General features: G+C 41.8%; 28 protein-coding genes. 19 read left to right on the top strand and 9 right to left on the bottom strand.

The window, feature by feature from the left end; translation table 11 throughout:
• Positions 1–104: 104 nt before the first annotated feature.
• From FGG15_RS13455 to FGG15_RS13395, 13 genes are all read left to right on the top strand, one after another.
• Entirely contained in the window at positions 105–779 is a 675-nt protein-coding gene (locus FGG15_RS13455; protein WP_138837075.1) for a hypothetical protein, read from the top strand.
• Between the two features lie 61 nt (positions 780–840).
• Positions 841–1,197, top strand: coding sequence for a DoxX family protein (locus FGG15_RS13450; RefSeq protein WP_138837073.1), 357 nt, complete (start codon positions 841–843; stop codon positions 1,195–1,197).
• Between the two features lie 9 nt (positions 1,198–1,206).
• A complete protein-coding gene (gene rsmI, locus FGG15_RS13445) occupies positions 1,207–1,884 on the top strand; it encodes a 16S rRNA (cytidine(1402)-2'-O)-methyltransferase (RefSeq protein WP_138837071.1) in 678 nt (225 codons plus the stop codon).
• An 8-nt stretch (positions 1,885–1,892) separates the two neighbouring features.
• Complete coding sequence (locus FGG15_RS13440; protein WP_138837069.1) at positions 1,893–2,450, top strand: Crp/Fnr family transcriptional regulator; 558 nt, start codon at positions 1,893–1,895, stop codon at positions 2,448–2,450.
• A gap of 109 nt (positions 2,451–2,559) precedes the next feature.
• Positions 2,560–2,760 (top strand): tautomerase family protein, encoded by a 201-nt coding sequence (locus FGG15_RS13435; RefSeq protein ID WP_138837067.1) that lies wholly within the window; start codon positions 2,560–2,562, stop codon positions 2,758–2,760.
• Between the two features lies 1 nt (position 2,761).
• Complete coding sequence (locus FGG15_RS13430) at positions 2,762–3,505, top strand: SDR family NAD(P)-dependent oxidoreductase (protein WP_138837065.1); 744 nt, start codon at positions 2,762–2,764, stop codon at positions 3,503–3,505.
• Positions 3,506–3,515: 10 nt separating this feature from the next.
• On the top strand, positions 3,516–3,884 hold the full coding sequence (locus tag FGG15_RS13425) for a nuclear transport factor 2 family protein (RefSeq protein ID WP_138837063.1): 369 nt from the start codon (positions 3,516–3,518) through the stop codon (positions 3,882–3,884).
• Entirely contained in the window at positions 3,874–4,935 is a 1,062-nt protein-coding gene (locus tag FGG15_RS13420) for an NAD(P)H-dependent flavin oxidoreductase (protein ID WP_138837061.1), read from the top strand. Before FGG15_RS13425 ends, FGG15_RS13420 begins: the two co-directional genes overlap by 11 nt.
• A 78-nt stretch (positions 4,936–5,013) precedes the next feature.
• A complete protein-coding gene (locus tag FGG15_RS13415; RefSeq protein WP_138837059.1) occupies positions 5,014–6,066 on the top strand; it encodes a helix-turn-helix transcriptional regulator in 1,053 nt (350 codons plus the stop codon).
• 92 nt (positions 6,067–6,158) lie between these two features.
• Positions 6,159–6,512 carry a hypothetical protein gene (locus FGG15_RS13410; RefSeq protein ID WP_138837057.1) on the top strand — a complete coding sequence of 118 codons (354 nt, stop codon included), beginning with the start codon at positions 6,159–6,161 and terminating at the stop codon, positions 6,510–6,512.
• 245 nt (positions 6,513–6,757) lie between these two features.
• On the top strand, positions 6,758–7,231 hold the full coding sequence (locus tag FGG15_RS13405; protein ID WP_138837055.1) for a YHS domain-containing (seleno)protein: 474 nt from the start codon (positions 6,758–6,760) through the stop codon (positions 7,229–7,231).
• A 4-nt stretch (positions 7,232–7,235) separates the two neighbouring features.
• Positions 7,236–7,589, top strand: a complete 354-nt coding sequence (locus tag FGG15_RS13400) for an SPW repeat domain-containing protein (RefSeq protein ID WP_138837054.1) — start codon at positions 7,236–7,238, stop codon at positions 7,587–7,589.
• A 112-nt stretch (positions 7,590–7,701) separates the two neighbouring features.
• A complete protein-coding gene (locus FGG15_RS13395) occupies positions 7,702–8,283 on the top strand; it encodes a uracil-DNA glycosylase family protein (protein ID WP_138837052.1) in 582 nt (193 codons plus the stop codon).
• Between the two features lie 185 nt (positions 8,284–8,468).
• Here FGG15_RS13395 and FGG15_RS13390 read toward each other — a convergent pair whose 3' ends face one another.
• Entirely contained in the window at positions 8,469–9,053 is a 585-nt protein-coding gene (locus tag FGG15_RS13390) for a Crp/Fnr family transcriptional regulator (RefSeq protein WP_138837050.1), read from the bottom strand.
• Between the two features lie 148 nt (positions 9,054–9,201).
• A complete protein-coding gene (locus FGG15_RS13385) occupies positions 9,202–9,474 on the bottom strand; it encodes a hypothetical protein (RefSeq protein WP_138837048.1) in 273 nt (90 codons plus the stop codon).
• A 268-nt stretch (positions 9,475–9,742) separates the two neighbouring features.
• Here FGG15_RS13385 and FGG15_RS13380 point away from each other — a divergent pair, with 268 nt between their 5' ends.
• Positions 9,743–10,447, top strand: a complete 705-nt coding sequence (locus tag FGG15_RS13380; protein WP_138837046.1) for a hypothetical protein — start codon at positions 9,743–9,745, stop codon at positions 10,445–10,447.
• A gap of 63 nt (positions 10,448–10,510) precedes the next feature.
• Here FGG15_RS13380 and FGG15_RS13375 read toward each other — a convergent pair whose 3' ends face one another.
• The 3 genes from FGG15_RS13375 to FGG15_RS13365 form a co-directional block, all read right to left on the bottom strand.
• Positions 10,511–11,080, bottom strand: coding sequence for a DinB family protein (locus tag FGG15_RS13375; RefSeq protein WP_138837044.1), 570 nt, complete (start codon positions 11,078–11,080; stop codon positions 10,511–10,513).
• Positions 11,081–11,437: 357 nt separating this feature from the next.
• Positions 11,438–12,967, bottom strand: a complete 1,530-nt coding sequence (locus FGG15_RS13370; RefSeq protein ID WP_138837043.1) for a dienelactone hydrolase family protein — start codon at positions 12,965–12,967, stop codon at positions 11,438–11,440.
• A 129-nt stretch (positions 12,968–13,096) separates the two neighbouring features.
• Positions 13,097–13,699: a carboxymuconolactone decarboxylase family protein gene (locus FGG15_RS13365; RefSeq protein ID WP_138837041.1), complete on the bottom strand. Its 603-nt coding sequence runs from the start codon at positions 13,697–13,699 to the stop codon at positions 13,097–13,099.
• A 55-nt stretch (positions 13,700–13,754) separates the two neighbouring features.
• On the opposite strand from FGG15_RS13365, the gene FGG15_RS13360 reads away from it, so the two are divergent.
• The 5 genes from FGG15_RS13360 to FGG15_RS13340 all read left to right on the top strand — a co-directional run bounded on the left by FGG15_RS13360 (position 13,755) and on the right by FGG15_RS13340 (position 18,003).
• Positions 13,755–14,177: an OsmC family protein gene (locus FGG15_RS13360; RefSeq protein ID WP_138837039.1), complete on the top strand. Its 423-nt coding sequence runs from the start codon at positions 13,755–13,757 to the stop codon at positions 14,175–14,177.
• Between the two features lie 74 nt (positions 14,178–14,251).
• Positions 14,252–14,605 carry a four helix bundle protein gene (locus FGG15_RS13355; RefSeq protein ID WP_138837037.1) on the top strand — a complete coding sequence of 118 codons (354 nt, stop codon included), beginning with the start codon at positions 14,252–14,254 and terminating at the stop codon, positions 14,603–14,605.
• 36 nt (positions 14,606–14,641) lie between these two features.
• Positions 14,642–16,345 carry a single-stranded-DNA-specific exonuclease RecJ gene (recJ, locus tag FGG15_RS13350; protein WP_138837035.1) on the top strand — a complete coding sequence of 568 codons (1,704 nt, stop codon included), beginning with the start codon at positions 14,642–14,644 and terminating at the stop codon, positions 16,343–16,345.
• Entirely contained in the window at positions 16,342–16,728 is a 387-nt protein-coding gene (locus FGG15_RS13345) for a VOC family protein (protein WP_138837033.1), read from the top strand. Before recJ ends, FGG15_RS13345 begins: the two co-directional genes overlap by 4 nt.
• A 3-nt stretch (positions 16,729–16,731) precedes the next feature.
• Complete coding sequence (locus FGG15_RS13340) at positions 16,732–18,003, top strand: MFS transporter (RefSeq protein ID WP_138837031.1); 1,272 nt, start codon at positions 16,732–16,734, stop codon at positions 18,001–18,003.
• Here FGG15_RS13340 and FGG15_RS13335 read toward each other — a convergent pair.
• The 4 genes from FGG15_RS13335 to FGG15_RS13320 all read right to left on the bottom strand — a co-directional run bounded on the left by FGG15_RS13335 (position 18,000) and on the right by FGG15_RS13320 (position 21,532).
• Positions 18,000–18,767 carry a UDP-2,3-diacylglucosamine diphosphatase gene (locus FGG15_RS13335; RefSeq protein ID WP_138837029.1) on the bottom strand — a complete coding sequence of 256 codons (768 nt, stop codon included), beginning with the start codon at positions 18,765–18,767 and terminating at the stop codon, positions 18,000–18,002. The two genes, FGG15_RS13340 and FGG15_RS13335, sit on opposite strands and share 4 nt — an antisense overlap.
• A gap of 34 nt (positions 18,768–18,801) precedes the next feature.
• The gene (locus FGG15_RS13330; RefSeq protein ID WP_138837027.1) at positions 18,802–19,230 is read right to left on the bottom strand and encodes a DUF3592 domain-containing protein; all 429 of its coding nucleotides are present in this window, start codon (positions 19,228–19,230) and stop codon (positions 18,802–18,804) included.
• 123 nt (positions 19,231–19,353) lie between these two features.
• Entirely contained in the window at positions 19,354–20,121 is a 768-nt protein-coding gene (locus FGG15_RS13325; RefSeq protein WP_138837025.1) for an enoyl-CoA hydratase/isomerase family protein, read from the bottom strand.
• Positions 20,122–20,197: 76 nt separating this feature from the next.
• Positions 20,198–21,532 (bottom strand): MATE family efflux transporter, encoded by a 1,335-nt coding sequence (locus FGG15_RS13320; RefSeq protein WP_138837023.1) that lies wholly within the window; start codon positions 21,530–21,532, stop codon positions 20,198–20,200.
• Between the last annotated feature and the right edge of the window lie 12 nt (positions 21,533–21,544).

Genomic DNA, 21,544 nt, shown 5'->3' with positions numbered 1-21,544 from the left:
AAAACTACTAAAAAAATATGCCAAGGTTTTTGAACAAAATTTAACCTTTTGTTCGTAAGCTTGTAAGCAAAATCGAACTAAATTTATAGTAAAGAATAATGGCGATGATACGGAAATTAAGGGAGGAGTTGATCAAACTGTCCACGGACATTATAACAGCAAGAGAAGATAAAGAGCTTACAGAACTATACGACAAGGCCAAGGACATTTATGAAAAATTGGCGGTCTTGAAATTTATAGATGAAAAATTGGCAGATGTTGAGGTGGATGTATCCAAAAATGTGATAGCGAAGCGGTTCGAGAAAATGGCCAATGCCGTATTAAGTGGCAATATAGCAGTGCCCGAGACCAATCCCCATGAGGAAGACATCATCATTCCTGGAATGGACACCATTAAGGACATGGTTTCTGAAATGCCAACGGACACCGCCGTGGAACATGTTTTTACCGAGTTTGTGGCCAAGCCGGAAAGCGTAAAAAACGAGAAGGAAATCCTATCCGCTCCGGAAAGCGAAGTCAGCGGGACCAAATCTTTAAACGATACTCTGGTAAGGGATTTGAAAATTGGCCTGAATGACAAGCTTGCTTTCGTAAAACATTTGTTCAACGATAATATTGAGGATTACAAGCGGGTGCTTTCCCAATTGAATACCATCAATACGGAAGAGCGGTCCATCGCCTTCATTGAAAATATGGTGAAACCAGAATACAGCAACTGGGAGGGCAAAGAAGATTATGAAGCCCGGTTTATGGCCTTGATTGAACGCCGGTTTGCATAAAATCCTTTTTTCCATTTACTTTTTTTATTTTTAGGAAGACTTCAATCCTAAAGATTCTCCTATGAAATTCAAAAAGATTGCCTTTTGGTTATCAACTGGTTTACTGACCGCCTTGATGTGTTTTTCCGTCTTCAATTACTTTTTCAACCATGAAGCTATTAGAGGCTTTTTTGAGGCCATGGGCTATCCCACATATCTCATTTATCCCTTGGCCATAGCAAAGTTATTGGGCCTGGTCGCCATCTGGGGTAACTTTTCCAAATGGCTGAAAGAATGGGCCTACGCCGGATTCTTCTTTAACACACTTCTTGCCTTCTTTGCGCATTATATGATCAGTGATGGCAGTCAATGGGGGGCTGGAATGGCCCTTGTTTTTGTTTTGATCTCTTATTTCACTGGAAAGCAAGTAAGGCCTTAACTTTGGCCTATGGGAAAATTATTTTTGGTTCCTACCCCTATTGGAAATTTAGAGGACATCACCCTCAGGGCCATCAAGGTACTGAAGGAAGTTGATGTGGTTTTGGCCGAGGACACCCGAACCAGTGGAAAGCTACTCAAACATTTTGAAATTGACACACCTCTTCAAAGTCACCATATGCACAATGAGCATAAGCAGGTGGAATCCTTAGTGCAAAAGTTGAAAGGCGGCACCCAAATGGCGTTGATTTCGGATGCGGGAACTCCCGCTATATCCGATCCTGGATTTTTATTGACCCGTGCTTGTGTTGAAAATGGTATTGAGGTGGAGTGTTTACCTGGGGCTACAGCCTTTGTCCCTGCCTTGGTTAACAGCGGTTTGCCCAACGACCGATTTGTTTTTGAAGGATTTCTGTCTGTAAAAAAAGGCAGACAAACCCGATTAAAACTCTTGGCGGAAGAATCAAGAACCATGGTTTTCTATGAATCTCCGCATAAATTGGTGAAGACCTTGACCCATTTTGTGGAATACTTTGGTGATGATAGACCAGCTTCCGTTTCCCGTGAGCTGACCAAGATGTACGAGGAAACAGTTCGTGGCACCTTGACCGAAGTGCTGGAGCATTTCACCGCCAAGCCTCCTAAAGGAGAATTGGTTGTGGTTGTGGGCGGAAAGAAATCTTCGTAAATTTTAGGATGCATCCTTTACGTAGACATATTGAGGAAGTTATTTCCTTGGAAGACGCCGAGTTTGACCATGTCCTAAATCATTTCACTCCCATAAAAAAACGCAAACATCAGTACCTCATTCAGGAAGGGGAGTTAATTAATAAGGAATATTGGGTTGTCAAAGGATGTCTACGGGCATATGTGCTGGACGAGTCCGGACGGGAACATATCATTCAGTTTGCGTTGGAAGACTGGTGGGTTACGGACTACCAAGCCTTTGAAAAAGAAGTGACATCCCAAATCTATATCGACTGCCTGGAAGATTGCGAACTGCTTTATATCACCAAAAGCGACCGGGAGAAACTTAGCCAGGAATTCCATAAGATGGAACGGTTTTGGGCCAAAAAAACCAAGTTTGGCTATATCGCTTCCCAAAACAGGGTACTTTCCTTGCTCAAGAATACGGCTAAAGAACGGTACGAGCTTATGTCTGCACAATACCCAAATATCATCCAACGAGTTTCCAAAAAAATGATCGCATCCTATTTAGGCGTCTCAAGGGAAACCCTCAGTAGGCTCTACTAAGCTTCCCAAGCATCCAATTTGTGACCTACATCACTTGAAATTTGTGAGATAGCTCATTTCACACGGAATCTGTTGTTCCCAACTTTGCCTTGTTTTTAAAATAAACAAAATGCCTTACGTAAACATTAAGGTGACCGATGAGGGCGTCACCACAACACAAAAAAGGAAACTCATTCAAGGAGTAACAGAGCTATTGGTCAATGTCTTGGACAAAGACCCAGAAACCACACATATAGTTATTGATGAAGTGCCTATTGATAACTGGGGAGTGCGGGGAGAACAATATGGAAAATTATTAAAGCACAACTAAAATGAAAGGGGAAACAGTAATTGTAACAGGAGCTTCCACGGGCATTGGATTTGCCATTGCGAAGCTATTTATTGAAAAAGGAAGCGATGTAATCATGAATGCCAACAATCCCGAAAGATTGCAAAATGCTTATCAGGATTTAGGCAGTCCTTCCAATGCCATTCCCGTTAGCGGAGATGTAGGCCAAAAAACAACAGGACAGGAATTGGTGCGGGTTGCCCTGAAAAATTTCGGCTCGGTTGATGTGTTGGTGAACAATGCAGGCGTGTTTCACCCCAAACCATTTTTGGAGGTGGAAGAAAGCGACTTGGATCGCTACCTGACCACCAACTTTAAAGGGACTTACTTTACCAGTCAGGCTGTAATACCAGAAATGTTGAAACAAGAAGGTGGCAGTATCATCAATATAGGAACTGTACTGGTAGATCATGCCATTTCTGGATTCCCAGCTAGTGCGGCGGTTTCAAGTAAGGGCGCCATTCACACCTTTACAAGGCAGTTGGCTGCGGAATATGGGAAGGACAATATCAAAATCAACACAATTTCACCAGGTATCATAAGAAGTCCTTTGCAAGGTAAAATTGGAGTGGAAGATGCAGATAGCTTGGCGGGATTGCATTTGTTGAACCGAATTGGGGAGGCGGATGAAATTGCTGAAACGGCTTATTACCTGGCCCAAGCAGAATTTGTAACTGGCGAGACCATTAATGTGGCCGGGGGTCACACGGTTGGACATGCCATTTAAACCAGGGGTTATGTTTGGAAATAGTATCAAAGAAATAGAAACGGTCGTATCTGATTATTTCAATGGTATTTACCAAGGCGATGTAGAACTTCTGAGAAGTGTTTTTAGTAAAAACGCCATGCTTTATGGAGATATCAAAGGGCAACCCTACGAAAAGGAATTGGATGCGTATTTGGAGACTGTGAAGCAAAGGAAAAGTCCAAAAGATCTAAAGGAGGATTTTAAAATGGAGATTGTGGGCGTGGAGCTTATGGGAAGATTGGCAGTGGTCAAAGCGCATTTACCCATGCTCGGTTACAACTACTACGATTTTCTATCCCTATATTATACCGATGGAAAATGGTCCATTGTAAACAAATTGTTTGCCCATGTGGAATAAGACCAAAGTATCGGAACTTTTAAACATTGAATATCCCATAATTCAGGGGCCATTTGGCGGTAGATTTTCTACTGCCAAACTGGTCTCAACCGTTTCCAATTTGGGAGGTATGGGTTCTTTTGGATTGAATGCCTATCAGCCTGAAGAGATAATGGAAGTGAGCAAGGAAATCCAAAAAAGAACGGATAAACCATATGCCCTGAATTTGTGGGTGCCCCTAAAAAACGACCCCGTTAAAACCTTTACCAACGAAGATTTTGCAGCGGTAAAAAAACAGTTTTTGCCTTTATTTAAGGCTGAAAATGTGGAAGATCCAGACACAGTCTCCTCAAACGGACCTGATTATGAATATCAAATCGAAGCGGTAATCCAAACCAAACCCCCTGTGGCCAGCTTTATTTTTGGAATGCCCGATAGCGATGTAATCAAGGAGTTCAAAAAAGGGGGAAGCAGAATCATCGGTACCGCAACAACGGTAGAAGAAGCACAATTTATTGAAGAAAGAGGGGCAGATTTGGTAGTGGCCACAGGAAATGCTGCTGGCGGACATAGGGCAGCCTTTCTAAAACCCGACGCAAAGTCCTTTTTGGAAACCCAAGATTTGCTCCCAAAAACACTTGAAAAAGTAAAAATCCCTGTAATCGCTGCGGGAGGAATCACCACATCCAAGGATATCATAAAAATGTTTGCCCTAGGTGCCTCTGGAGTGCAACTGGGAACGGTGTTTTTGGCCACTGAGGAATCCGGCGCCAGTGGCGTTCATAAGAATCAGCTGTTTTCCAGGACCGGATATGAAACCACATTGACCAAAGTTTTTACAGGACGGTATGGCAGGGTGATTAAATCCCCTTTTGTTGCGGATAATGTGAACACCAAAGGTGCTCCCTATCCACTACAGAGTTCTTTTTTAGCTCCCCTTCGTAAAAAGTATGCAGAAAGCGGAAAAATGGATTTAATGGCATTTTGGGCAGGACAACCAACGGAAATTCTTAGACACAAAAGTGCAGGGGAGTTGTTCATTTCCTTGGTAAATGAGCTTAATGTGTCCTGATCGGGCGACGGCTGAAATTGGTGCAACATCGTTAGTTAGCAACCCCATTTGCGACCTAAATAGGACAGCCGCCCAACCATGGTTCAAAAACTCATTCCTGAAATAAACAAGGTATACTTCATCAACCAGTATACCCTCTTCCATATTTTATCAGGTTCTGGGAGCATTCAGGTGGACTTTAAAAATTACAATAATTGGCAAGACAAGGCCATCTATCTGGAAAAAGGGCAATACATTAAATTCCTATCTGGGGACTTTGTGGTGAGAACGATAGAATTTCCCAATCAAGAGATTTTTGAAAACCAAGAGTTCAGGGTGCTGTTCAAGCACCTCATTTCCTTGGGGTACATCAACTTTAATGAATGCGATGAATGCCAAAAGTATCTATCCACCACTGTTTTTGCAGAAAACACCAAAGGAATCATAGACGTTTCATTAAAGCAGTGGTATTGGCAAAATCCCTTTAACGCCAGTCAGAATGAATACCAGGTTATTTTTGACATTAAGGAAGTGGTGGACCAAGAATTTCAGAACCATTTGACCAATAGGGATTTGGTGGCCTTAATTCAAGATAATGGGTTCAATGCCCAAGCTCTTGTCAAGGACAAACTGGGAATCACCATAAAGACCATGTTGGCCAACAAATGGCTTACGGAGAGCAAAAAGGACATTGCTTTTACCGAAAAAAGCATTCAGGAGGTTTCTTATAATATGGGATTCAAGGATCCAGCTTACTTTAATCGTGTTTTCAAAAAAAGCACTGGTCAAAACCCCTCCGATTTTAGGGAACACTTTGATTTTAACCGAAAAGATCTCTTCATAGAAGACCTTACCCATCTTTTGCAACACCACCACAAAGAGGAACGATCGCTAGGATTCTACGCAGACAAGATGCACCTTTCGGTCAAAGCACTTTCCAAAAAAACAAGGGCAAAAATGAATATTTCCCTAGGTCAGCTCATAAGAAACGAGCTGATTTCCACCTCAAAAAAAATGCTTGCCCAAGACGCACCCGTAAATGAGGTGGCCTTCACATTGGGCTTTGAGGAAGCCAACCACTTTTCGCACTTCTTTAAAAAATACACAGGTACCACACCTTCTGATTACCGAATCAAAAAGTACAATTCTTAGCGTCTTTTTTGTAGGTCTTTAGGACCATTCCATGCTGAAATTTGCAATGTAATTACAAACTAAAATTTGTTTAATCATTAAAAATAAAAGCAATGGATATTAAATCATTAGCCACAGAAATGGACAGTGTTGTTGCCAAAGGTGCTATTGTAGATGCGGTAAAGCAATACTTTTCTGAGGATGCCACCACATCGGATTACAATGGTGTTGCAACCACCAACAAACAACAAATGGTTGAAAAAATGGAGGGCTTTGCAGGAGCAATTGCCCAAGTGAACGGCATTACACATCACCACACTATTGTGGATGGAAATGTATCGGCTTCTGAATTCACTTTTGACTTCAACATGAAAGATGACAGTAAAATTTACTGGCACGAAATCATTCGACGTATCTGGAACGAGAACGGAGAAGTAGTTCAGGAAGAATACTTTAACGCACAATAATGAAGTTGAGATGTATTCCACCAGCACTACACGCCGTGACCGATTGTTAAACCAGAAAAGGTTCGATTTTGGTGCTCTTTTTACGCGAGCGCAATGGATAACATCAACTGTATCATATGTAGATCATGAAGATACCAACTGTTTTGGAAACCCAAGCTTAAAGGTACCTTAAATAGGCAATGCCGATGCTTGCCTCGATTAATCAGAATTAAAAAACAATTAAGACAATTATTAAAAACAAAAAGATGAAAAATACAATTAAAACAACAGTACTAATTTTTGCTTTCGCAATGGGTTCCATAGCATTTGGACAGGACAAAAAAGCGAACAACATTGACAACAGCAATATTGCACTTGCGGGCTACAGCCCGGTATCCTACTTGGATTTGGGATTGGCACAGATAGGGAACAAAGCCTACAAATCCGAATACAAAAAGGTGGCGTATTATTTCACTTCCCAGGAGCAAAAGAAAACTTTTGACAAGAATCCAGAAAGGTACATGCCACAATATGGCGGATACTGTGCCTTTGGAGTTTATGCAGGAGCAAAGTTTAGAGTAGATCCCAACAAATTTATGGTGAAGGATGGCAAATATTACTTGTTTTTGAACAATGTGGAATTGGATGCCAAGCAACTATGGCTGGCAGAAAACAACCATGGCAAGCTAAAGGGTGCAGCGGATGCCAACTGGAAGCAGCTAAGTAAAACCTATAATTAGAATCATGAAGTTCGTAACAAAAAGAATACATGCATTTTTGGACTATCCGGTTGCAATTGCATTGATGGTATTACCCTTTTTGCTGGGCTTGGGAAGCTCCAATCCCTTGGCACTGCAACTCTCCGTTGTGGTGGGTGTTGCGGCCTTAGCCTTGACCTTGCTGACAGATCATCATTTGGGCGTATTTCGCGTAATTCCATATAAGTATCACCTATTGGTAGATTTTTTGGTTGCCGTGGTGTTTATCTTGGCTCCTTTTGTGCTGTCCTTTGAAGGGTTGGATGGATATTATTATTGGATCAATGGGATTGCCGTGTTAATTGTGGTGAGCCTGCACAAGCCTGAAGTGAGTAATTAAACCGTCTTGAAATTCAAATACATGGGAGTATTTGTGATGGGTTGTGTGATGAAGGATTGCCTTGACATTTAGTTGGGGCATTCCTCTTTTTAGGTATATTCAATGTAACCTTATGAAAGAACTACTAATTAAAATCCGCAAGTGTGAAATTTGCAAGGCCTACCTTCCTTTGGGGCCTAGACCTATCGTTGCTGCACACCCCAATGCCAAAATCCTTATTATCGGTCATGCGCCAGGAACAAAAGTGCATGCAACAGGAATTCCCTGGGATGATCCAAGTGGCAAACAACTCCGAAAATGGATGGGCGTTTCGGATGAGACTTTTTATGATGAAACCCAAATAGCCCAGATGCCCATGGGTTTTTGTTATCCTGGAAAAGGAAAATCAGGGGATCTGCCCCCACGACCCGAATGTGCTCCCCAATGGCACCAACAGCTTTTAGATAAGATGCCCAACTTAAAATTGACGATTTTGATTGGCCAGTACTCGCAGCGCCATTATTTGGGAAATCGAATGGAAAAAAACTTGACGGAAACGGTTCGGAATTTTGGCAACTACGCTCCTGAATATTTTGTATTGCCGCATCCTTCCCCCAGAAACCGATTTTGGTTGAGCAAGAACCCTTGGTTTGAAAAGGAGGTGATTCCTGAGTTTCAGGAACAGATAGCAAAACAACTAACTTCTGGCAATTAACAAGTCAAAACGTCAATTCGAGTGAATTTCATTCATGAAATGAGTGAAATTTGTATCGAGAATTTATCGCATCATAACTCGTTCTCGATACAAAATTCTTATTACTTCACCTATGCTTACGCTAAAGCTTCAGCGACACGCGTACGCTCAGCAACTAAGAATTTTACTCGAACTGACGCCAACTTTCAATAGGAAGTACATGACCGCAACCGACTAAAAGTCTCTGGTTTCATGTTGAGGTAGGAGGCCAAATACTTCTGGGGAATTACCTTAAGCTCATCTGGGCAGCGTTGCATAAAGGTTTTATACCGTTGCTCTGCGGATAAGGTCAAAAGCTCCACTTCCCTATGAAGTCGCCCAAACAGAATATTTTGAAAAAACTGATGTCCCCACTCATAAAAAGCAGGGTGTTCTTCAAACAAGCTTTGATAATCTTCATAGGAAATCGCCAGCATTTTTGAAGGTTTTAAGGCCTCCAAAAAAGTATCCGAAGCTTGTTTTTTGATGAACGAATCAAACGCTCCAGAAGGACTTCCCGAATACGAAAAGCCCAGCACCACTTTCTCCCCTTTTTCGTTAAGAATGTAGATCGCTTGTACCCCTTCCAGCACAAAATAGAAATAGCGTTCAATATTCCCCGCTTCGGTGATGAGGTCGTATTGGTTAAACGTCTTTACCGACCACAAGGACCTAAAGTGATTCTCCTCTTCAGTAGTAAATTGTACTTGGGGAAAGAACGCTTTTAGTTGGGTAAATGAGGCTTCATCCATAAACAAGGGATATTTACCCTAAAAGTACTAAGGGTTTGTGATTCATCTGACATCTGCATTCTGATATCCCATATTGGAGGTCAGAAATCAGATGCCAGACACCTCGTGCCTACCACAAATTTGGCAAGCCCACAATGAAAGTTCAGCATTACTTCTTAAAAGTCTCTTCAATAAGTTGCCAAAGCACCTTTACTTGGTACAGCGCCTCTTTTTCCTCACAGTACAAGGGTTCGTTGGAGTCGTAGACCACCACATCGTGAACCCATTTTAGGGCCTTAACCCTATTGGGCCCATCCAGGGCATCTACATACTGTAACAGTTCTACTTGTGCGGGGGTAAGTTTTGATACGTGCCGTGTATCATTCGAAGTCATTGGCGAATTGCATTTGGGACACCGCTGATCGTCTTCACCGTTTCTCATAATAAGGTGATTAAAAAGTTAAACAAAAAGGAAATGGAATTGTAGAATGTGTAAAGGTATTGCCTTGCACAGTCCTGGGGTTTGTATCCATTTACCTATACCATATCTAGTTCGACCATAGTTATAGGCATCTGCAATAATACGTTTCGCACTTTAAAGATACGGCTTAAAATAAAATGGTGGGATTTTTAGGTCAAAAAGGGGTAACTTCACTTATCGTAGGATACAAGTCGTTAAAACAAGCAATATCTTAAACGTTACCAGCAAGTTGAAAAAAACACTACTGAACATATTGACATTGTTCATTTCATTGAGTTCAATTGCTCAAATTAATGGAAAGTTCAAACATAACATTTGTGAATTTGGACCAAACTGTTTTGTTTATGAATTCAAAAAAGATGGAACTTTTCAATATAAATACCACCAAGACATTTTAGGTAGCGGAACACTGACTGGAACTTATATGAAAACTGGAGACACGTTAAAACTCAATCCTGACAAAGTTCTTTTTGCATCGGAATCAAAAATTATTGAAGAAAATTATAAAAATCCTGATTCGACAAAAATTCAAATCTCACTTCAAAGACTTTCACCTAAAGAAAAAGTAGATATTGACCGATTACATTGGTGCATTTCAATTAACGATGGAAAATACATTGAAACAAATGAAAATGGAATGATTTTAATTCCCAAAACCAAAGTCGAGAAAATAGAAATTAAAGATATCTTTCAAATTAAATTGAAAAATAGCGAACCAATGCTAAAATTAACTGACTCTATTTTCAGACCAAAAACTGACAAAAACTATATTGAAATTTTTGCGTCTGAAAGTGAGGAAAACGGAGATTTGGCAATAACGGAATGGATGACAAAAGCTTTCATTTTAAAAGGTGGAAAATTATACCCTTTGACCTTTGAACCCGAAGTTGGGTTTTTAGGACAGAAAAAAACATATTATAGAAAAATTGAATAAAAACCAGCTGGCAACAATGGCTATAATTCACCTACCTGCCGGCACGCAGGTTGTGGTTTTGCGCTACCCCAAAATCTCATCAATCTGGACCATATGTCGTTCCATATGGCAGAGCAAAAACTCAAAACATTCTGGCAAATAAAAGTTCACAATAGGCCCAACGGCCGAGGTGATCTTTACTTCCTTCACGTCCTTGTTTCTACTTTTAAGAATGGCCTCTTTAAGGTGGGCATGGCGGGTAAAAAAGTTTTCAAAAACAGCATCAATTTTTTCTTGGGTCAGTGTTTCCTTGTCCAACAAAGGCTCAAAACGTTTTAGGGTTTTCATTTTCCATTTTCGCTTTCCATTTTTGGGCCGTTGCCCTGCAATCACAATTTTCTGCCATGTTCTGGCCTTAAATTCGTTTGGGGCAGCATCAAGGCTCGGCATTTTGGAAAAAGCTTCATCCAGTTTGGGCATATAAATCCCATAGGCAATGTTTAAATGTTCAATGACCTCAACAACATTCCATGATTTTGCATGGGGCGGAGAGGTCAATTGAGCCGTCTCCAATTCTTGAAGCTCTTTTACCTTATTGATTATATGGTTCAAACGCTGAATCTGGTTTTCGGAAGTGATAAGCAAGCTTGCCATAACTGTTCGTCTTTTGATACCAACAAAGTTCAGGCAAGTTGGGCCAATAAATGTTGATACAAATCAAGAAATAGCGCTTTCAGAAATCTGAGATCAGATTTCAGTACCTGCATTGGATTCTAACCCAAAACGTCAGTTCGAGTGATTTTGAGGAACGAAAAATCTTATCGAGAACTGCGGTTGAGTTGAAATTCTTGTTTTCGATACATCCCGAACCCTGTTCGGGAAACTCAAACTGATGAATTTCATCAAACTACAACAGGGGAGTAATATCTAAAAGCGAAGCGGTCTTGTCTCTAAAATCTAATGTCTAACATTGAGATTCGCCGTGTTTCTCTTTTTCCAACCAATTCACCGCTATTCCTTGAGCTGTTTTAATCGCTCAACCGCATTTTGGTTTTGGGCATTTAATTCCAGCGATTTTTCAAAACTTTCAATGGCTTTTTCCTTGTTCCCTATAAACAGGTAGCCTTCGGCCAAACTATCAAATAAATTGGCGGAATTGGGATACAATTTCGCGGCCAGCAAGAAGACATTTATGCCCTGCCCCGAAGTTTCAGGATTAAAAACCAACTGCATTCCCAGTGTATTTAGGTTTCCCTCTGCAAGTGCCAGGGATGGATGCGTCCACTTCAAGGATTGATAGAGCTCGTACAGGTTTTCATAGTGCTGCTTTGACGCTAGATCATTAAAATCCTGAAAGGAGAAGGATTCCGGCTTAGGTTCTTTGAACTTATGGGACATCAATCCGTTTTCAATTCCGTTCTCGGAAGGTTTGTTTTGGATGAAGGCCAAAGCGACATCGTCATTCTTTAAAAAGGCATTTAAAAAGTTTAAGGCATAAACAGAAACCCATTTATAGGATTGCATAATTTCAGCATCACTTTTATCTTGCCTTGTATCCCTATGCTGAAAAAGCACCCCAAGCGTACTAAAATAGGAGTGGGTCAGATTATGAAATTTTAACCGGTACGCCCTGCTGTTGGATATGTTGTCATACAAATCGAATATGGTATTTAGCTCGGCATCAATATTATCTTCTTTAAGTACGATGTCTGGAATGTCCTTTTGAGCCATATGGATGTATGGGACATTTATTCTGCTGGCATTGAAGAATGGAGATTTTGTTAGCAGTGCATACTGATACCTTTCCGTTCCATCCAGACTTACAACTGCTTTAATGTTTTTGTTCCTTGTTTGCGCAAGGATGTTGGCCAGACCACCAAAGCTAAATCCCATCACCGAAATGTTGTCCATATTGGCCTGCGGGAATTTGGAAATCTCCTTTATTAAAAACTCCACATCCCTGGCTTGGGTTTCCATTTCCTTAGGGTTGTTATTGCTAAACCATCGATTTTCGGTTCCACGGCTGGGGCTTGCTATCACAATGTAACCATGACTGGCCAGATATTCGCAAAGTGCGAAGTTCTCTATAGATGAGGCCTGGAAACTTGGGGCATAGACCACCACTGGGAATTTGCCCTTGGCAAATGATACATTGGGGTAAGCGCTTGATTTTTCTTTTAGGTGTTTCTGATTGGCTGGGGTGTTGGCATAAGAAAACCAATTCAATATTTGCTCATCTGGAAGGTGTTCCCATTCCTCTTCTTCCTTTAAAATTGAAAGGTAATCCAGAACCTTTAGCGGGGAGGGTTCATCTTCATTTTGATTTGCCGGATACCAAATACTTATGGGAATTGGTCTGGCTAGTTTAGCGTTGCTATAATCGTAGATTTTACTATAGGTTCTGGTGCTATCAGCCGTAGTATAATGGAGAAACCCTACTTTGTGCTTTCCATTGTTGAGGTCTATTTGCTTAAATGAAGTCTGACCGAGTATTTGGTTGGCCTGAAATAGGATTAGAATAAGAGCAATTCGTAATAGCATGACAGGATAGTGTTTCAAAAAAGACATTGTAATTCATTGATTGTTACAGTCCTCTCCCAAACTTAGCCATAATTATGCTTGATCATAAGAATCTAAAAGCGAAGCGGTCTTATATCTAAAATCTAACGTCTAATATCTAGACCCATCATGCTTTCCTTTTTCCCATCCAATTCCCCCTAAATATTGCTCCGCGCTTTCAACGGCACCATCTTCAATGGAGGTTCCCATGGAATCGTTCCAACGGTTGAGGTATCCAAACAGCGAAATCACCCCGAGCATTTCCACAATTTCCCCTTCATTCCAATGCTCGTATAAGCGCGCTTTAATGTCCCCATTCACCGTATTGGGCACCTGGGAGGCTGCCAAGGAAAAATCCAATGCCGCACGTTCTGCTTCCGAAAAAGCAGGGTGGGTTCGGTATTCCCAAATATTGTCCAATTGCTCTTGTTCTGCCCCATAACGTTCAGCGGCTCGGATTGCATGTGCTTGGCAATAACGGCATCCAGTGGCATTGCTGCTCACCCAGGCAATCATTCGTTTTAAGGCTGAGGTCACCCTACCCTCATTGGCCATTACCGCTTTGTTCAAGTTGATAAATGCTTTTGAAATGGCAGGTCGGTGCTGCATGGTCAAAACCGAGTTTGGACAGAAACCCAAGGTTTCGTTAAAGAATTCAGCCAGCTTTTTGGTCTCTGCGTCGTGGTTCGGGTCAAGGGGGGTTACTAATGCCATAAGTGCGGTTTTAAATCGTATTTTTGAAAGCTACAAGAAACAAAAATTTGACTTCATGACAAATCATATCACTACCAAATGGTTGGGCGAAATGGCCTTTGAAAGTAACAACCCGTCGGGACACACTTTTAAAATAGATGCAGGCCCTGATGATGGCGGAAAAGGAGAAGGATTTAGGCCCAAGGCACTTATGTTATCCTCCTTGGCAGGATGCTCTGGATTGGATGTGGCCTCCTTGATCAAGAAAATGAAATTGGAGGTGGATGATTTCCAAATTGAGACCATTGCCAATCTTACGGATGAACATCCGAAGTACTACGACAAAGTGGTAATCGAATACCATTTTTATGGGAGCAACTTAAAAGAAGCAAAGCTTCAAAAGGCCATTGATCTTTCTGTTGAAAAGTATTGTGGAGTAATGGAAATGTTCAGAAGATTTGCCGAACTGGATATCAAAACGGTTTTTCATCATAAGTAAGCACAAGCGCAAGTTCAAAAAATTTGTGTTACATTTAATTCATAAGTCAACCTCAAAATCGAATCTATGGAATTATGGTTCATGGGAAATTTGATTTAGAGGAAAGATTTGTTAGCCTAGCAGCGAACATAGCCCTTTTTTGCAAAGATTTGCCTCCGGATTTTACTGGCCAGTATTATGGCAATCAATTACTTCGTTCAGGAGGAAGTGCCGCATTGAATTTTGGGGAAGTCCAAGGCACCTACACAAACAAGGATTATTGCCATAAGGCATCGGTGGTTTTGAAGGAGCTGAAGGAATCACGGGTTAATTTAAAAATCTTGAAAAGAATAAATTATGGTTCGACGTCTATTAAGAATACTCTTTTAGATGAAATCGAACAGCTGATAAAAATTACCTCCACCATTATTCGAAACAAAACACCTTGAACCTGCACTTGATTTTTGAACTTGAACTTTGCCTTTATGCGCTGGACCATAAAACCTACACCTGACCCTGAAACAATCGAACACCTGACCAAAGAATTAAGGGTAGAACCGTTGGTGGCACATTTACTGGCCCAAAGAGGAATCTCTACTTATGAAGAGGCCAAAACCTTTTTCCGCCCTGAATTGGAACACTTGCACAATCCATTTCTTATGCGGGATATGGACAAAGCAGTTGAACGAATTGAATTTGCCATTGAAAACAATGAAAACATATTAGTTTATGGCGATTATGATGTGGATGGAATCACCGCGGTGGCCTTGGTATCATCTTATCTTTTGCAAAATTATCCCAACGTAGCCACCTATATCCCTGATCGTTATTCTGAAGGCTATGGGGTCTCGATAAAGGGGATAGATTTTGCAGCGGACAATGACATTTCCTTGATTATTGCTTTGGATTGTGGGGTAAAAGCCATTGAACAGGTCAAATATGCCAAGGAAAAGGGAGTTGATTTCATCATTTGTGATCACCATAGACCTGGTGATAGACTGCCGGAAGCTGTAGCAATTCTGGATCCAAAACGAGAGGATTGCGAATACCCCTATAAAGAACTCTGTGGCTGCGGGGTCGGATTTAAACTGATTCAAGCTTTGGCCTCCAAACAAGGATTGAAAACCGAAGACCTTCTTCCCTATCTGGACTTGGTGGCCACTGCCATTGGTGCAGATATTGTTCCAATTACCGAGGAAAATAGAGTGTTGGCTTTCTTTGGACTTCAGGTCATAAACAACAATCCAAGAACAGGTTTTAAGGCCATCATTGAGCGCATCAACAAGAATTCCTTATCCATTACGGATGTGGTTTTTATCATTGCCCCTAGAATAAATGCCGCAGGGCGAATGAAACACGGGCAACATGCCGTAAACCTATTGGTAGAAACGGATTTGGATATTGCCAGACAGTTCGCTTCGGAAATAGAGGAGTACAATGCCGATCGGAAAAATCTGGACAAAAAGATTACAGAAGAAGCCTTGGAACAAATTCGAAACCATGGTGAGGAGGATCAATTTACCACGGTAGTATTCCATGAAAGCTGGCACAAAGGAGTCATTGGTATTGTAGCATCCCGACTAATTGAAACCTACTACCGACCCACCTTGGTTTTTACCAAAAGTGGGGACAAACTAGCGGCTTCCGCACGATCCGTAAAGGGATTTGATGTGTACAATGCCCTGGAAGCATGCTCAGAATATTTGGAACAATTTGGAGGGCACAAATATGCCGCAGGGTTGACACTCTCGGAAGAACAGTACAAAAACTTCAAAACCCATTTAGAAAAAGTGGTGTCGGAAACCATTAACCCAAAGCTGTTGGAACCCGAACTTTCCATAGATGCTCAGATTGACCTGAATCAAATAAGTCCAAGATTAATGCGTATCCTAAAACAATTTGCTCCCTTTGGTCCTGGAAACATGACGCCTGTTTTTATGGCTGAAAAACTAATGGATACCGGATATGCCAAAGGGGTAGGTGAAGACGAAAAGCACTTAAAACTTAAGGTTAAGTCAGCCAACCAGCTGAGTGGTATTGAAAAGTCATATGGTGCTATAGGATTTAACTTGGGTTACCGATTGGACAAGGTTAAAAACAAAAGTATTTTTAATGCGGTATTTTCTTTGGAAGAAAATGAGTGGAACGGGCAGGTAAGCCTACAACTGAAGTTACGAGATCTCCGATGAGAATAGAACATTTGGCCTTATGGGTCACAAATTTGGAATCTAGCTGTGCATACTACGAAAAGTACTTTGGGGCACAGCGGGGTGAATTATATACCAACCCAAAGAAAAACTTTTCCTCTTATTTTCTAAGCTTTTCCAATGGCGCACGCTTGGAATTGATGCACAATCCTGAGATCCCAAACCTGGTGGGTCAGGATTTGGAGCGGTTGGGCTTGGTTCATTTTGCCGTATCTGTGGGCTCTAAGGAAAAAGTAAATGCGCTTACCGAAGAACTTAGAAAGGATGGGCACGCAATAATTGGTGAACCTAGAACCACGGGTGATGGTTACTATGAAAGTGTAACTTTGGATCCTGAAGGCAACCGAATAGAGATTACAACCTAACCTATGACCAAAAACGCCATTGACCCCTACGCGGCGCTCCGATTCAAAGAATTCAATATTTTTTTGGTGGTGCGGTTCGCTATGGTTTTTGCATGGTCCATGCAATTCATCGTTATTGAATGGCAGGTGTATACTTTGACCAAGGATCCCCTCTCCCTTGGTATCATTGGATTGATGGAAGTTATTCCAGCTGTTGGCATGGCCCTATTTGCAGGTCACGTGGTGGATCAAAAGGAAAAACGGAACTTGTTGATCAAATGCATTTTGGCGTTTTCCGTAGTTAGTCTTGGGCTTTTTTTTATAAGTGATCCCGAATTGGAAACCCAATTGGACTCTCGAACTATTTTATATACCATTTACTTTTTGGTGTTTCTTGGGGGGCTGGTACGAGCATTTATTGGACCCACAGTATTTTCCTTGATTGCATTGATTGTTCCCAAAAAGATATACCCAAATGCCGCCACCTGGAGCAGTTCCACATGGCAGGTGGCCTCAGTTATGGGTCCCGCTTTAGCTGGTTTTAGTATTGGTTGGATTGGGGTGCATTGGTCCATGTGTTTGATTTTTGGGTTTTCATTGGTCGCGCTCATTTTCCTCCTCCGGATTTCCAGAAAACCCATTCTAAATCCCAAAATTGGTGAACCCGTAATACAAAGTCTTAAGGATGGACTGCAATTTGTTTTTAGCAGCAAGGCCATTTTTGGTGCTCTCACCTTGGACATGATTGCGGTATTGTTTGGAGGAGCTGTGGCCCTTCTTCCCATTTATGCCCAGGATATCTTGCATGTGGGCTCAGAAGGATTTGGTGTTTTGAGGGCCGCACCAGCTGTTGGGGCTGCTCTAACCATGTTGGGGTCCACCAGATTTCCATTGCACAAAAACGCTGGGAGCAAATTGTTGTGGGCTGTGTTTGCTTTTGGGGTCTGTATTATCGTTTTCGGGGTTTCCACCTCTTTTTGGCTGTCTGTTGCAGCCTTGTTTTTAAGCGGCGCTGTGGATGGGGTTTCCATGATCATCAGACAGACCATTTTACAATTAAAAACTCCTGATAACATGCGTGGGCGTGTCGCTTCGGTCAATTCCATTTTTGTAGGTTCCTCCAATGAATTGGGTGCTTTTGAGAGTGGGTTGGCGGCCAAGCTTTTAGGAACGGTAACAGCAGTGGTCTTTGGAGGGGTTATGACCATATTGACCACAGGGACAACCGCCATTGTTTCCCCAAGCTTTAGGCGATTGGATTTGTCCAAAGACATCGCTGAGCACGAAAAGGACTAATCCTGAAGTTTGGTTAAGAACAGCTTCTCTCCATCAAATACCGCATAGGTAAAATAAGATATCCAATCCCCTAGGTTCGTATAAGTTGACTTTTCATTGAGCTTGATTTCCATTGGAAGATGTCTATGCCCAAAAATGAAATGGTCGTAATGCTGTTGTTCTAACTTGCGTTTGGCATAGAGCACTAACCATTCTTTGTCTTCTCCCAGAAACTTGGCATCCGCATCCCCTGAGATAATTTTATTGTTGACCGAAAGATGCTTTCCCAAACGAACACCCAAATCTGGATGAAGCCATCTGAACAACCATTTGGCAAATGGGTTGGTAAAGACTTTTTTCATCCGCTTGAAGCCCTTGTCATCAGGACCCAAGCCGTCGCCATGACCAATAAAAAAAGAAGTGTTATTGATTAAAAACTGCTGGGGTTTGTGGTAGACCGGAATGTTTAGTTCTTCCTCAAAATACCCATTCATCCAAAGGTCATGATTGCCCACAAAATAGGTGATTTGGATACCCATATCCGAAAGTTCCGCCAGCTTGCCAAGTGTTCTGGTAAACCCTTTTGGGACTACGGTCTTATATTCAAACCAAAAATCAAAGAGGTCCCCCATTAGAAAAATGGCTGCCGCATCCTGCTTAATGGAGTCCAGCCAATCCACGAATTTTTTTTCCCTGGGCATACTGTCTTCGTTGGTGGGTGCTCCCAAGTGATTGTCACTGGCAAAATAGACTTTCTTTCCTTCTGGTACTACTAGGTTTTTCATTGGGGTTAAAGATAACCAATAACTGAGCGGAAACTTATCTGTAGGTGTAAAGCAAATAGCTGCCTCCTATGACCAACAGGGGCGACGCAATCATGAAAAGGATGACGCTGACTCGATAGAGCCCCCAGAAATTAACCGTTTTTACATTGGTGCTATCACTACGGTCATAGACTATTTTCACTTTATCTCCCACACGATACGCCGGCGGACTGGAGCTAATTGGGCTTTTATAGGTTTGGGTGGTGTTGGATCGGTCCTTGAACTCAAAAACTGGGGTATACGTATTGCCATCGCTATCACTGTTGGTCAAAAGCGAAGTGACCACAGCCGTTGTCCTAATGCCTTCTTCAAGCAATTTTTGGGTCTTCTGATATTGCTGCGCTGCAACAGAGGCCAGAATCAAACCTAGAACAAAGAAGAATCCATACAACAAAATCCACATGGTGTACCTTTTTGCTGCCATTTCGGCTATCGTTTATATCTTCTCTTGTTCCGAACCCGGGTTACAATATAAACCGCAATGACCAGTAAGGCCAAAATGGGAAAAACAAGATCACTATTTAAATATGAAAGAATGTCCATGCAATTATTTTTTGAACTTTTCCAATGCTGCTTTAGTGTTGGGTGATAACGCCAGCTTCCCGGATGCCTCCGCTCTGTCCGTAAGCAATTGATCCCAGTGCGAAGTGCCTTCCCAAAGTACACGCTTCATTTCAGCAAGTGACTCGGCATTATATGTTGCCACTTTTTGAACGTGAAACTCCAACTCCTTGTCCATTGAGGCAATGGAGTCAAATACCTTGGAGTACAGCCCTTTTTCCTTGGCCCAATATGCATTTTTCCATTCTGTGGGCGCATAAGAAAGTTCTGCCAAGCCGGATTTCCCAATTTTACGCTCCACCGCTGGTGCAATGACCATGGGTGCTATCCCGATAGAAACTTCGGATAGCTTGATCGAGGCAGCTTCAGTGGCGTACACATAGTCGCAGGCCGAGGTAAGACCTACTCCGCCACCAACGGTTTTACCTTGAACCCGTCCAAAAACGGGTTGACTACATTTTCTCATAGCGTTAATCACGTTGGCAAAGCCCGCAAAGAAAGCCTTACCTTCCTCCATATTGGAAATGGCCACCAATTCATCAAAAGAGGCACCTGCACAGAAAGCCCTGTCCCCTTCCGATTTTAAAACAATTAAGGAAACCTCCTTGTTTTGGGAAATCTTATCAAGTTCAGAAGCCAGTCTGGCCAGCAATTCAGAAACAAACGAATTACTTGCTGGATGTCCAAACTCAACCCAAGCAACATTATTTTCAATTTTAGTGTAGAGGCTTCCGTTTGTTCTGTCAGTTGGCATCTTATATTTTCAGTATGAGTATCGTAATCAGTTTTCAGAGTTCAAACATCAAGACTCCGAACATGATTGTACTAAATTAAGAGTTTTGCACCAACGGCTTAAATTTTCTTCTGAATTTCCAGACCAATGCCAGTCCTCTGATCATCATCCAAACCACAAAGGCAATCCAAATGGCATAAAATCCCCAACCCAGGTATTTGCCTATATACAAAGCTGGAATAAATCCTATAAAAGTAGCTGATAGCAAAACGTTCCTTAAATACTTCATTTCCCCAAGTCCTTTAAATAGGCCATCAAAAACAAAAGCCATAGTGTTCATGGGCAAGCCAAGAATAACAATAAAGAAAATGCTATAGAAGGTGTTCAAAACAATCATATCATTAGAGAAAATCTCTCCTACGGAGTAGTAAAATATAAAACCGAGAAGCATCAGAATGAGGCTCACGACCATTCCGTACTTCATAATCTTTGTTGCCAGTCGCCAAAGTCCTTTGTAATCCTGGGCTCCCAACAATTTTCCGCCCATGCTGTTCCCTGCCGCGCCATATCCGTCGATAAAAAAGGCGGCAAACAGCCATAGGTTAATTGCAATGGTGTGCGCCCCGATGAACCGGTCGCCCAAAGCTGTGGCTTCCCTAACTGCTATGATCAATGCCGCATTCAGCGCCAAGGCCCTAACGAACAAATTGAGGCTCATGAAAATCAGTCGCTTTAGTTCCTTGTTTAATGGGAAGACCAGTTTTAGACTTATTTCAGTTTTTTTGATGAGCAATATAAAAACCAACAAGGCCATTACGGCTTGAGAAATTAGGCTGGCCCAAGCCGCGCCATCCAAGTACATAGCCGGGATAATTCCTTCTATACCATATACAAATGCAAAGTCCAAAACAATGTTTAGAACTGCCCCGATCAACGCAATGATCATAGGATAAAAAGTATTCTGCAACCCTCTAAAAATGCCAAAAACAGCAAAAGTGAATAGCGTCAGAGGAAACCCCCAGACCCTTATAGAATAGTACGAGATACAATACTCCAAGATTTTGCCTGTGGCTTCAAACAAACTAAAAATTTCCTCGACAATGAAAATTGTTGAAAGAAGGACCACAATGCTCAGCAGTATATTGAAAAAAATAGCTTGAGCTGGTAGGTTTTTTACCTCCTCCAATTTTCCAGCACCTAAATATTGTGAGATAATGGCCGAAATAGAGCTACGTGTTTGGCCCAAAACCCAAATGAGCATGGATAAAAACGAGCCTACTATGCCTGCTGCGGCAAGGGATTCAAGTCCATCAACAGGAATATTGCCCACTATTGCTGTATCCGTAATGGATAGAATAGGTTCCGCAATCCCTGAAATGGTGGCCGGAATTGCCAGCTGATTGATGCTTTTTAAGTTAACTGCAGTTGCCAAAGTTGGTGCAAG

The sequence above is a fragment of the Flagellimonas algicola genome (assembly GCF_005937185.1).
GTDB classification, from domain to species: domain Bacteria; phylum Bacteroidota; class Bacteroidia; order Flavobacteriales; family Flavobacteriaceae; genus Flagellimonas; species Flagellimonas algicola.
This window is presented reverse-complemented; position numbering and strand designations above follow the sequence as displayed.